Genomic DNA, 11,420 nt, shown 5'->3' with positions numbered 1-11,420 from the left:
CGGAGAAGACGCCGGCGCTCACTTGGAAATGGGCTCTATCCGCGGTTTGGCGAGCGCCACCAGGGCGCTCGGGCTCATCCCGATGGAACGGTCGAGCCGGGCCGCGTTGAAATAGACCTGATCCTGCCCGAGCAGCATCGGATCGAGTACCACCGAGAGGTGTTCCTCGAAGGAGAACGGAATGATGCAGCCGCTCTCACAGGCGGCCAGCCGCTCGGCTTCCGCCCGGTCGGCCATGACCACATCGGTTCCGCCGTAAAGCCTTTTGATCTTCCGGTAGTCGACCTTCCGGTCACCCGGGATCACAGCGAGAACATACCTGCCCTCGGCGTCTTTCGCACGCACCGAGACAATCATGCACTTGGCGGCGCTGCCCAGCGCATGACCGCGTAGTTTGCTGGCCCGTTCGGTATGCCCTTCGGCGGCATGGTTGATGACGCGGTAGTCCACCGAGGAATCCGCCAGAACCGTCATCAGCCGGCGGTACATGGAATTCGACATGACCTCGCCCTGCACTTCGGTAAGCGGCCTGCTGGAATTTTCACGGCGCGAGGCCACCACATCACACCGGAACGGGCGGCGGGGCAAGTTCACCCGGAAGGAAATCGGAACCGAAGGTGACGGAATACGGAATTCCAGCGGGCGCGGACGGAGATCGGGGCGGGCGCGCACCGGGCGGCCTGCCCGCCGCACGCACGACGGGCCGGCCCCCGCGCTCCCCGCGCGGCGGCCGGCCCGGACCCACGGCGTTCAGCCCACGCGACCGCGGGTGTCGACACCCCGCAGCTCGATCTCCTTCGCGAACTGCAGCCAGTGTTCGGCGCATTGGCGGGCGGCGCGGGCCACATCGGCGTTGCGGTGCGCCGGCACCCCGTCGATGAGCCATTTGCGCTTGTCGGACGCGAGCGCATGACTGCCCAGCAGCTGGAGCAGCGCCCGTCCGGCCTCCGTGAACCGGAGCGAGGGGTCCTTGCGCATGTTCGTGAAGGGCGCGTCGGACAGCAGCGCCGGCGTCGACGCCATGGCGGATTGCGCCACGTCCGGCTCGCAGCGCACCCGCGCGGGGGCGACGGGCGCCGGAAGAGGCTCATCGAACGCCTCTCCGGTGACCTCGGTGGCCGCGTCCCGTTCGTGCCGCCGCAACTTGGGCGGGACGGGGTCCTGCCCCTGCCGCATCCGTTCGCGGACGTCCCGCGCGGTGGCGAGCGCCACCCCGGCTTCCTTGGCGATCTCCCGCAAGGAGGCTTCCGGCCGTTCGATGATGACCCGGCTCGCGGTTCTCCGGCCCTCCGCGCTGTTCACCGGCCGGCTGCGGCCGTCCCGGCCCGTACGCATGTTCAACTGTGCGATTCGGCCACTTGAACGGCTGCGCAGCGCCGCCACCGCGCTCGGCGACAGCCCGGTCACCGAGCCGATGCGCCGGTCCGACCAGTGCGGATGGCTCTCCATGATGCGGGTCGCGGCGGCCGTACGGTCCTTGCGGGACAGCGGCATCCCATGCTCGGCATTCAGCCGCACCGCGAGGACGAAGGCGTCCTTCTCGTCACCTTCGACGAACCGCACCTCGATCCGCGGCGCCCCGCGCAGCAGTGCGGCGCGCAGCCGGTGCATGCCGTCGACGATCCGCATCGTGGGGCGGTGCACCACGATCGGCGGGAGATCCGCGCCGGATTCGGCCAACGCCTGCGCGTGCTCGGCGATCTCGCCGGCCAGCCGCGGCGAATCGGACGGTAACAGCGCGCTGACGGGGACGAATTCCGTCGCGATGGAGGCGATTTCCAACTCGCCCAGGGACTGTGGTTCTTGGCCGGTCAATACATCGGACATGGGCACCTTCCTCTGCGCACCGAGGGATGATTCGCGCTCAGACACACGAGAGTTCAGATGTCGGAAGGCCACGGCACCGGAGCAGACGACCGGTTCGGGCGCGGGGCGCACCGAGCATCCATAACGCGCACGGGCTGCGGGTCAACAACGCCCAACGCAAGGGCGAACAGCTGGGGTTCCCCATCCGGCGGCCGCCCCGTGCGGGTGCGGCAGGCCGGTGCGCCCGGCTGCGCGGAAGGCAGCGGCGCGGTAGCCCTCCGGCCTCGGCGCACGGGGGCGGCACATAGCGTGCGGCAGCCCGTTCTGCGCATGGCCGGGAAGGCGCTGGACACCCGTGGCGCGCAAACATCCCTCATCGAAGAGGATTTGCAGATCGTTCATGATGTGCTGGTTCCCCCTGCAGCGATCAGCGCGATGAAATGGCGGTCCGGATCCCGTTCACGGAAACCGACGCTCGTCCACGACAGTGGACGCCACTTCACCTCTGTCCATCTCTGCTAACAAGACGCACACGCTAGGTTCCCCGCTACACACTGTCAACTAGCATGGACGGCAGCATGACGCCGGACCATCCAGGCGTACGCGAGGAGCCTTACATGTCGTCACTGGCGGAGAAGATCGACAAGCTGTTCACCACGATCCGGCCCGACGGACGGGAGTACTCGTACGAGAAAGTTGCCGCGGAATGCGCCGAGTTGAGCGGCTCGACCTTCTCCAAGACCTACGTGTGGCAGCTGCGCACGGGACAGCGCGACAACCCGACGAAGCGTCATCTGGAGGCACTGGCCGCCTTCTTCCGGGTACCGGCCGCGTACTTCTTCGACGACTGCACCACCGAACGCATCGACTCACAACTCGCCATTGCCTCAGCCATGCGTAATGCTGATGTTCGTGACATCGCGCTGCGCGCCATGCGGATGGACGACAACGGCCGCAGGTCGCTGGCGCGCATCATTCAGGAAGTCAGCGCACTGCAGGACCAGTCACGCGCGAAGGCGCACCGCAGCAAGCCGGTCGAGGCCGAGGAGTAACGCTCAGCATGCCCACCGTCCCACGTGGCCGTCGCGCCGAACGGCGACACATGCAGGCACTGCGCCGGTCCTGTGGGCTGCGGCTGGAGGCACTCGGCCTGCCGCCGACGTACGACCTGGCGACGCTCCTCAACCACCTCACCGCCGTCCGCGGCCGGCCCGTCCTGCTGCTGGCCGCCCCGATGGACGCGGCCGGCCCGTGCGGTCTGTGGCTGCCGCTGCCCGACACCGACTGCATCCTCTACGAGGAACAGACCAGCCGGCACCACCAGGAGCACATCATCGCCCATGAGGTGAGCCATATCGTGTGCGGACACGAGGGCAGCGGCACCCTGGAACCGTCCGCCATGGAGCAGCTCTTTCCCGATCTCGATCCGTCCCTGGTCAAGGATTTGCTGTTCCGCAAGGACTACGGCGATGCGCAGGAACAGGAAGCGGAATTAATGGCCTATCTCCTCGGGGAACGGCTGCGGGCCACGCCGGAGCGGACGGAAGCGCTGCCGAGTCCCGGGACCGTACTCGACCGGATCAACAGATCCTTCGGCCGCTCGCACGGGGACTGACATTGACGAGCCTCCGCTATCCGCTGGCCGGTCTGGCGTGCATGATCGCCTTCTTCTACGCGCTGTGGCCCATTGCCCGCGGGAGATGGCGGGACCCGGCATTCATGGTGCTGTGCGCTTCCTTCGGCTGCCAGGGTGTCTATATGGCCCTTTCCACCCCGGCGGCCTGGGCGGGAAGCCTCTTCGGCAATGTCACGTGGTACAACGTCGTCGTCCAGCTGTGGATTGTGGCGGCCCTCGCCTGCCAGCAGGTGCTGCTCATTCTCTGGATTCATCCGCCGCACCGGGCGCGCCCCCGGGTGAGACGCAGAATCGCGCTCTTCGGCGCCATCGGCGCCGCAATGGCGCTGCTCTTTCTTCTCGCCGGTCGCCACGGCCCGCCGCTGAATCACTTTTCCCACCCCGGCGACCAACCCTATTTCTTTGTCTACCAGTTAATTTATCTGACAACTTTCAGTTGCAGCAAGGTGATTCTTGGCCACGCCTGCCTGCGCTACTCCCGCCTCACCCACAGCCGCTGGATACGCCACGGTCTGCGTATCGCCGCCGCGGGGGCCGCCGTGGACCTGCTGTATCCCCTCGGCCGGTTCGCCGACATCCTGCTGGTCCCGCTGGGATGGGACCCGCCGTCCTGGGCGAACGTCTCGCGCACCGGGCTGACCGTCGGCATCACCCTGAACGTCATCGGCTGGACCGCACCGCTGTGGGGCCTGCACCTCGCCGACGCACGCCGCTGGTGCACCGATTTCCGGCGCTATCACCGCCTGCGCCCGCTGTGGCTCGCCCTCCACCGCGCCCTCCCCGAATCCGTCCTGCTGCCGACCGTCCGCAGCGACGTCTACGCGGTGCGGGACCTCCGCTTCCAGCTCCACCGGCGGGTCATCGAGATCCGGGACGGCTGTCTGGCGCTGCGGCAGTGGATCGATCCGGTCACCGAACGTGAGCTGGCCCGGCGGTACGCGGGCCGCCCGCGCGCCGACCACGAGGCGGCCCGGATAGCGGCGGCGCTGTCGGTCACCCGCCCCACCGGACCACGCCCCCCCGCCCGGGCGCCCGACGCCCCGTCCGCGGTGCTCACCTGCCCGCTGGGGCCGGACTACGTCGCCGATGTGGTGTGGCTGGTCGAGGTGTCGCGCGCCTTCGGCCGGGTGCGGCGGCCGGCGGCCGGGCGGTCCGCCCGCTGACCGTCCGCCGGTGCCGCCCCGTCGGTGCATCCGTTCAGCGGCGGGCGCCGCACGGCCGGCCGAGCGCCTGCCACACCGCGTCGGTCAGCACGCCGGGTCCGTCCGCGTCCAGCACATCGGCCACCGGCAGTCCCAGGTGGCGCAGTTGCCGCACACTCTCCGCGCCCTTGGTCGCCAGGGCGACGACCGGGGCCCCGCCCAACTGCTCCACCAGGGCGATCTCCTCCTCGACGGCTCCGACGGCCAGGTGCTCCCAGTGGTAGCGCGCCTTGCGGCCGGGGTCGTGCGCGAACACCACGGCGTCGGGCTGGGAGCCCTGGAGTATCGCGGTGGCGAGCCCGCCGAACGCCGGGTGCAACACCGACGCCTGCCCCTTGATGATCAGCAGGTCGTGGTCGGCCTCCGCCTCCTGGACGAGGTGCTCGACCAGTCCCGCCGCCTGGAAGACCGGCGTGCGGTCGACGATCGCGCCGGTGACACACCCCGTCAGCAGACAGGTCTGCCCGGTGCCGACATAACCCGCCACGACGCCGCGCGCCCGTGCCTCGCGGTGGATCTGGAGGGCCGCGGTGCGCTTGCCCACCACACAGTCGCTGCCGGCGACGTGCACGACCCGCGCCCGTGAACGCGGGGCCCGCCCGGAGTACTTCGGCAGCGTGGGAGACGGCCGCCGTACGTCGATGATCTGCCGCCCTTCGGCGAGCAGACCGGCGAGGGGTGTTTCCCGCAGTTGCTGGTGCAGGCAGGAGATGAGGTGCAGTCCGGCGCGGGCCGCCTGCCCCAACGCGTCCCACCAGAATTCCGGTATGTCGCCCGGTTCACGGGGGTCGCGCACGAATCCGTCCGGCCCGGATTCCCCGAAATCGGATTCGGTCATCGCCATGACCAGGGCGTCGGGCCGGTACCGCAGCGCTTCGGCCACGGAATCGACGACGGGGACGTCGGTGCCGGGCACCATGGCGGCGGTGGTTTCCGGGCGGTGCGAGCGGTCGACGACGGCGACCGGGTCGATGACGGTGCTGTGCCGCAGAATTCCGTGCGCGGTTTTTCCTTCGAGGTGTCCGAATACTCCGTCGGCGAAGAGGACGGCACGGACCGGGGAGGCGGCGAACGAAGACGTCAACATGCGGGCGAGAATACCCACAACTCCTTTACATTCTCCAGGAATTACCCATACGTTCACGGTCACCGAAATCCCCCGGGAATGCGCCTCGCCCGGACGCTCGCACCGGCACCACCGCACGGACGCCTCCCGGCAACCGGAGTACACCACTCCTACCGGCACTCCCGAACTCCCGCCACCCGTCGGCCTGTTCAACCTGACACCACCTACGGCCACTTGGTTGACGTGCTAACGACATGCGCCCTAATCTCCCGGCGAAGAAGTTTCCACGCTAACTCTCCGGTTCGCGGGCCGCTGTACGCCGCCACGGCCCGGCGCTCCGCCCTGTCCTCGGACGGCCGCCGAGCCCCCGCGACCGCACCGTTCCCCGTCTCCTTGAGGAGCCGCACCATGGCCACAGTCACGGCCGAATCGGCACCGCCGGACACCATCGGCCGACCGGGCCCCACCATGGCGATCACCTCGCTGGCCGCGTTCATGGTCTCCCTGGACCAGCTGGTGGTGACCACCGCCCTGCCCACCATCAGGGACGAACTGCACACCGACATCACGGGCGTCGGCTGGGTCGTCAACGCCTACACCCTGACCTTCGCCGTCCTGCTGCTCACCGCCGCCGCGGTCGCCGACCGGTTCGGCCGGCGGCGGCTCTTCTGCCTCGGCCTCGGGCTCTTCACCGCCGCCTCCGCGGCCGCGGCGCTCTCCACCGGCATCGGCGCGCTGATCGCCGCCCGCGCCCTCCAGGGACTGGGCGCCGCCATCGTGCTGCCGCTCACCCTGACCATCCTCTCCGCGGCCTTCCCGCCCCAAAAGCGCGGTGCCGCGCTGGGCGCGTGGGGTGCGGTCGCCGGACTCGCGGTGGCCTGCGGCCCGGTCGTCGGTGGCTTCCTCACCGGCATCGCGTCCTGGCAGTGGATCTTCTGGATAAATGTGCCGATCGGCGTGGTCCTGCTGGCGTTCGCCGTCCGCGGGCTGACCGAGAGTCACGGCGCGAGCGGCCGGCTCGACCTGGTGGGGACCGGTGCCATCAGTCTCGGCCTGCTCGGTGTGGTGTTCGCGATCGTCCGCGGTCCCGACGAGGGCTGGGCCTCGGCCGAGGTGCTCGCCAGCGGCCTGGCCGGGCTCGTCCTGATCGCCGGATTCTTCGCCTGGGAGGCGCGTACCGCCTCGCCGATGCTGCCGCTGCGGCTCTTCCGCAACCGCACCTTCTCCGTCGTCAACGCCCTGTCGCTGCTGATGTTCTTCGGCATGTTCGGCTCGATCTTCCTCGTCACGCAGTATCTGCAGACGGTGCAGGGCAGTTCGCCGCTGGGCGCGGGCGTGAAGATGCTTTCCTGGACCGGCATGGTGCTCTTCGCCGCGCCTCTGGGCGGCGCGCTCTCCGACAAGATCGGCGGTCGTCCGATCCTGCTGGCCGCCCTCGGCCTCCAGTCCCTCGGCCTGCTGTGGCTGGCGCTGTTCGTCGAGGCCGACACCTCCTACGCCGCGCTGGTCCCCGCGTTCGTCTGCAACGGCATCGGTATGGGCCTGTACTTCGGGCCGACCGGCAACATCGTGATGGGCGCCGTCCAGCGCGCCGAGGAAGGCATCGCCTCCGGCGCCAACAACGCCATCCGGGAGTTGGGCGGCGTCCTCGGCGTCGCCGTGCTGACCTCGGTGTTCGCCGCGTACGGCAGCGTCGACACCGACCAGCAGTTCGCGGACGGACTCGTACCGGCGCTCTGGCTCGGCATGGCCGTCGTGGCGGCCGGAGCCGTGACCGCGGCCCTGCTGCCCGGCAGACGCGCCGCGGATCCCGCGACCGGAACCGCCACGGAGCCGACCGCTCCGGCCGCCGCGGAGCACAGCGCCGTGTGATCCGTACGTACTCCCCCGCCGTCCGGCACGGCCGCCCGCCTGCGGCGCGGCCGCCCGTCCCGCCGGGCCCCGGCCGGCAGCCCCCGCTCAGGGCTGCCGGCCTCCGGCATACCGTCCGTCAGGTGCCCGCGTGGCGCCCCAGGTAGATCACCAACACCAGGAACCCGGCGACGAGATGGCCGACGGCTATGTAGAGCAGCACCTGGCGGGTGGTCGCGTGTTCCTTGCGCCGGGAGATCAGCGCGAGGACACGCGGCGGCGCCGACGGCCGGACCAGCGGGCGGCCGATGGGCCGACCGGTGCGCCGCCTGACCGGCACGGCGCGCCGCCGCACCCCGCACCGGGGCGCGGTACGCCCGCCGGGCGGGCGCCACGGGCAGGGGCGCGGCCCCCGTGAGGCGACCGCGCCGTCGTCGTACGGGTGGTGGTGCGGGCCGGCGCAGGGGCGACGGGAGTCCGGGGCACCGGTGACCGGCAGGCAGGTGCGCGAGTGGACCGCGCGCCACGGCGGCGGTCCCTTGCGCCGGGCGGCGCCGGGCACGGCGCTCATCCGACGAGGCCGCCGGGCGGCCTGCCCCGGTCGCGGTGGACGGCCGTCGCCCGGCGGACCGCTCGGGCGGTCCGCGGCGCGGCGCCCCCGGCCACGTCCGCCGCGGGTGAACCGGCGGCCTGCCCGCGGCGCCACGTCCCGCGCATCTCTGCTCCGGCCACGTCCGCTCCGCCCACTCCCGTTGCGCTCATGACGCCTCCCGGACGCGGGGCTGCTCGGCCGGTGCCCGCCGAGGATCGGCGGCGAGATCGCCGCGGCCGGTCAGGACCACGGGGAGGGTCCGGCGGGCGGCGCCCAGCAGACCGGGCACATCGCCGCCGGCCAGTTCGTAGACGACCGTGGTGCCCGTGCGGGTGGCGGTGACGATGCCGGAACGGCGCAGGACCGCGAGCTGCTGGGAGAGCGCGGCCGGTCCGACGCCGATCGCGCCACGCAACTGCCGCACCGGCAACGGGCCCTCCTGGAGCAGCTCCAGCACACGGATACGCACGGGGTGGCCGAGCACCCGGAAGAACGCGGCCTTCGCCTCGTACAGCGGCATCCGGGCGTCGTTCATGAGCGGGCTCCCGCCACGGCGGGGCGTCGGTGGTGCGGTGCCCGCGCCGTGCGGCGCCGGGCATCCCGGGTCCGCTCCCCTACCGCTCCGGCCCATCCGCCCACGCATGCCTCCGCTCACGGTCCGCCGACAACCACACCAACTGTTGAATTGCAGACTTCTGCAACTGTAGACGACATCCGCCCGCCCATGGGCAGGCAGGGTCCGATCGGGACACCTTTCCGACGGGGGACATCCCACACATCGGACATGTTCACGACACCCATCGCGCCGCACGGACGGGACACACGCCCGTACGCCGGAGGAATCGCCGCTCCTCCGCCGCCGGCCACCCGGGGGCGGACCGGCTGAAGATCGCCTTGACAGCATGTGCACCCCTCTCCCGCGGTCCCGCTTCCCGCCGCCTGTCCCGCGTCGCACTCCGCCTGCCGGACCGGCCCCGCCCCGCACGTCCGGACCGGGGCGGCAGTGGGCCGCCTGCCCGGCGGGGAGCCATGTCAACCGCGGCACGCGCGGGAACGTATCTTCTGGCCGTCACCGGCGCAGGCGCATCTGCGGCGGTCCGGGTGGCGTGCCCGCAACCCGCGTGCGGGTCGGCTGGTTGAGTCCGGTCATGGACGCCAAGCAGAACGCCGGGCCCCCGTTCCGGCACCGCGCTCTCCCCCTGTCACCCCCCACAGTCCCGGCGCCGCAGGCCGGGCGCCGGGAGGAGACCACGCCGATCTTCGACCAACTGCTGCGGGAGTGGCGGTCCGGTGCGCCGTCCCCGGTCGCCTGGCCCCCGACCGACACACCGCCCCAGCCCGCGGACCGGCGCCCGCCCACCACCACGGACGACGAACGCGTCATCCCCCGCTCCCGCCGCCACGACGCCCCACCGAAGGGCCCCGGCGCCAGACGCGCCGAGGAATGAGGCTTCGGCATCCACGCCACCGACCCCGGTCCACCGGGGGCTCCTCGGAGCGGCAACACCCTCCCGGGCGCGCGCCCGCTGCGGCAGACGCGCGCCAAACCGTCATCCAGGCAGCTGCTCCTCAAGGGCCGCGACGAGCTCCGGGGCGTCCGGTTCGGCCTGCGGGACGAAGCGGGCCGCGACGGTGCCGTCGGGGGCGATGAGGGCCTGAGGGGCGGCGCTTCGGGCGTGCCCGGAAGCGGTTCCACGCCCTGCCAACGCTCCCCCGATTGACGGGACGAAGCCGAAGACGCGCTACGCGGCCACCTGCTCAACCGGCAGGCCGAGGCCGACGGCGTCGACCCGCAAAGCCTGTTCCCGGCCCCGCGCGCATCTCCTGCGCCCGCGCTGAGGGGGCGGCGATGGGCACCAGGGGTGATCTCGTCCGCGCCCTGAACGCGGGCGCCGATGCCGGCCGGACCGGCGACCCGGTGACCGCCTGCCCGTACCCGTCCGGAGATCTGCGCCGCTCGGAGTGGGTCCGCGGCTACGCCAAGACGGCACGGTTCGCCGACGAGCAGCACGACCAGGAGCGCGCCGCCGACCAGGGCGTGTATCGAAAGTGCTGGTCACCGGCGTGGCACCGCCTAAAATGACATGCGTTCTTCGTCCGGTCGTGGTGGGATCAATCGCTATGAATGATCATTCCTTTGATGAAGCCGACTTGACGGACAGGATGGAGCGGAACCTGGCGGAACACGCCTGTCATCTGCACCGGAGTATGTCTGGCGCGACCGTCACAGAGGGTGGTGACCTCCTGGTCGCGGACAGTGGCCTGGACGACGACACGTTCAACATCGTTGCCTCGGCCCGCTTCACCGCCGCCAGCGCCGCGGCCCGCATCACCGAGACCGCTGGGACACTGGCCGGCACCGGCCGCCGTTTCTCCTGGTGGGTGGGGCCGGCCTCGACACCGCTGGACCTCACCGCCCGCCTGACGGCGGCCGGTCTGCCGGTGTCTGAACGCGAGACGGCGATGTGGGCCGAAGTGGACGACACCCTGCCTCCTCCCGCCGTCCCGGGACTGGACATCCGAACCGTGACCACGCCCGAGCAGCTCGCCGACTACGCCACGGTCCTCGCCGCGAACTGGAACCCGCCCGCCGAGACCGTCCGCGGCTTCTTCGCTCGAGCCGCCCCGCAGGCGCTGGCCGCGACCTGCCCGGCCCGGTACCTGGTGGGCTACGTGGAAAACCGTCCGGTCTGCTCCGCCGAGGTGTTCCACCACGCGGGAGTCGCCGGCATCTACAACATCTCCACCCTGGCCTCCCACCGCCGGCGCGGCTACGGCGGTGCCATCACGCTCGCGGCCCTCCGCACGGCCCGCGAGCGAGACCACCGCATCGCAGTCCTACAGGCGTCGGCCGACGGCGAGCCCGTCTACCGCCGCCTGGGGTTCCGCGCTTGCGGCCAGTTCGTCGAACATGCCATCACCCCCTGACCGCCAAGACTCCACGGGCGTCCGTCCGCCATCCCTGAATGGGCCGGTCACAGCCACTCATTGATGGCCGCTACGAGGACAGTGGCCTCGTAGCGGCCCGCGATCTTGTCGTATCTCGTGGCCACAGCTCGGTTCCTTTTGAGGCGGTTGATGCCGCACTCGACGGCATGCCGGGCCTTGTAGTCCTCGGCGTTGAACTTGGGCGGCCGACCACCGCGGGAGCCGCGCTTCTTGCGGTTGTGCGCCTAGGTGTGTTGTCCCGGGACGTTGGTGACACGCGCGTGGGGTGCTTGAACGGGTGAGGGCCTTCTGGCTCGGTGTGGATTGCGACATCTACGC

General features: G+C 71.0%; 13 protein-coding genes. 7 read left to right on the top strand and 6 right to left on the bottom strand.

Annotated elements, in window-relative coordinates:
- Window positions 1-18 precede the first annotated feature (18 nt).
- On the bottom strand, window positions 19-594 hold the full coding sequence (locus tag ACF1BH_RS23920) for a YbaK/EbsC family protein (RefSeq protein ID WP_391645380.1): 576 nt from the start codon (window positions 592-594) through the stop codon (window positions 19-21).
- A gap of 156 nt (window positions 595-750) precedes the next feature.
- On the bottom strand, window positions 751-1,827 hold the full coding sequence (locus ACF1BH_RS23915; protein ID WP_391645378.1) for a ParB/RepB/Spo0J family partition protein: 1,077 nt from the start codon (window positions 1,825-1,827) through the stop codon (window positions 751-753).
- A gap of 545 nt (window positions 1,828-2,372) precedes the next feature.
- Here ACF1BH_RS23915 and ACF1BH_RS23910 point away from each other — a divergent pair.
- Genes ACF1BH_RS23910 through ACF1BH_RS23900 form a run of 3 tightly spaced genes read left to right on the top strand, consistent with a single transcriptional unit; the run spans window position 2,373 to window position 4,605 of the window.
- Window positions 2,373-2,858: an XRE family transcriptional regulator gene (locus tag ACF1BH_RS23910; RefSeq protein ID WP_391645376.1), complete on the top strand. Its 486-nt coding sequence runs from the start codon at window positions 2,373-2,375 to the stop codon at window positions 2,856-2,858.
- 8 nt (window positions 2,859-2,866) lie between these two features.
- Window positions 2,867-3,421, top strand: a complete 555-nt coding sequence (locus ACF1BH_RS23905) for a toxin (protein WP_391645374.1) — start codon at window positions 2,867-2,869, stop codon at window positions 3,419-3,421.
- A gap of 2 nt (window positions 3,422-3,423) precedes the next feature.
- Entirely contained in the window at window positions 3,424-4,605 is a 1,182-nt protein-coding gene (locus tag ACF1BH_RS23900) for an MAB_1171c family putative transporter (protein ID WP_391645372.1), read from the top strand.
- A 34-nt stretch (window positions 4,606-4,639) separates the two neighbouring features.
- Here ACF1BH_RS23900 and ACF1BH_RS23895 read toward each other — a convergent pair whose 3' ends face one another.
- Window positions 4,640-5,731: a DUF1611 domain-containing protein gene (locus tag ACF1BH_RS23895; protein WP_391645370.1), complete on the bottom strand. Its 1,092-nt coding sequence runs from the start codon at window positions 5,729-5,731 to the stop codon at window positions 4,640-4,642.
- Window positions 5,732-6,118: 387 nt separating this feature from the next.
- On the opposite strand from ACF1BH_RS23895, the gene ACF1BH_RS23890 reads away from it, so the two are divergent.
- The gene (locus ACF1BH_RS23890; RefSeq protein WP_391645368.1) at window positions 6,119-7,582 is read left to right on the top strand and encodes a DHA2 family efflux MFS transporter permease subunit; all 1,464 of its coding nucleotides are present in this window, start codon (window positions 6,119-6,121) and stop codon (window positions 7,580-7,582) included.
- 118 nt (window positions 7,583-7,700) lie between these two features.
- On the opposite strand, the gene ACF1BH_RS23885 is transcribed toward ACF1BH_RS23890, so the two are convergent.
- Complete coding sequence (locus tag ACF1BH_RS23885) at window positions 7,701-8,132, bottom strand: DUF6126 family protein (protein ID WP_391645366.1); 432 nt, start codon at window positions 8,130-8,132, stop codon at window positions 7,701-7,703.
- A 187-nt stretch (window positions 8,133-8,319) separates the two neighbouring features.
- Window positions 8,320-8,688, bottom strand: a complete 369-nt coding sequence (locus ACF1BH_RS23880) for an ArsR/SmtB family transcription factor (protein WP_391645364.1) — start codon at window positions 8,686-8,688, stop codon at window positions 8,320-8,322.
- Window positions 8,689-9,301: 613 nt separating this feature from the next.
- Between ACF1BH_RS23880 and ACF1BH_RS23875 the strand changes: the two genes are divergently transcribed.
- Window positions 9,302-9,601, top strand: a complete 300-nt coding sequence (locus ACF1BH_RS23875) for a hypothetical protein (RefSeq protein WP_391645362.1) — start codon at window positions 9,302-9,304, stop codon at window positions 9,599-9,601.
- 102 nt (window positions 9,602-9,703) lie between these two features.
- Here ACF1BH_RS23875 and ACF1BH_RS23870 read toward each other — a convergent pair whose 3' ends face one another.
- Window positions 9,704-9,859, bottom strand: a complete 156-nt coding sequence (locus tag ACF1BH_RS23870; protein WP_391645360.1) for a hypothetical protein — start codon at window positions 9,857-9,859, stop codon at window positions 9,704-9,706.
- Between the two features lie 143 nt (window positions 9,860-10,002).
- Between ACF1BH_RS23870 and ACF1BH_RS23865 the strand changes: the two genes are divergently transcribed.
- A complete protein-coding gene (locus tag ACF1BH_RS23865; protein WP_391645358.1) occupies window positions 10,003-10,236 on the top strand; it encodes an Rmf/CrpP fold protein in 234 nt (77 codons plus the stop codon).
- 80 nt (window positions 10,237-10,316) lie between these two features.
- Complete coding sequence (locus ACF1BH_RS23860) at window positions 10,317-11,081, top strand: GNAT family N-acetyltransferase (protein ID WP_391645704.1); 765 nt, start codon at window positions 10,317-10,319, stop codon at window positions 11,079-11,081.
- Window positions 11,082-11,420 lie beyond the last annotated feature (339 nt).

It is taken from the genome of Streptomyces sp. NPDC014733 (assembly GCF_043083385.1).
In the GTDB taxonomy this organism is placed as follows: domain Bacteria; phylum Actinomycetota; class Actinomycetes; order Streptomycetales; family Streptomycetaceae; genus Streptomyces.
Note: the sequence above shows the minus strand (reverse complement) of the source record. Positions and strands in the feature narration are given on the sequence as shown.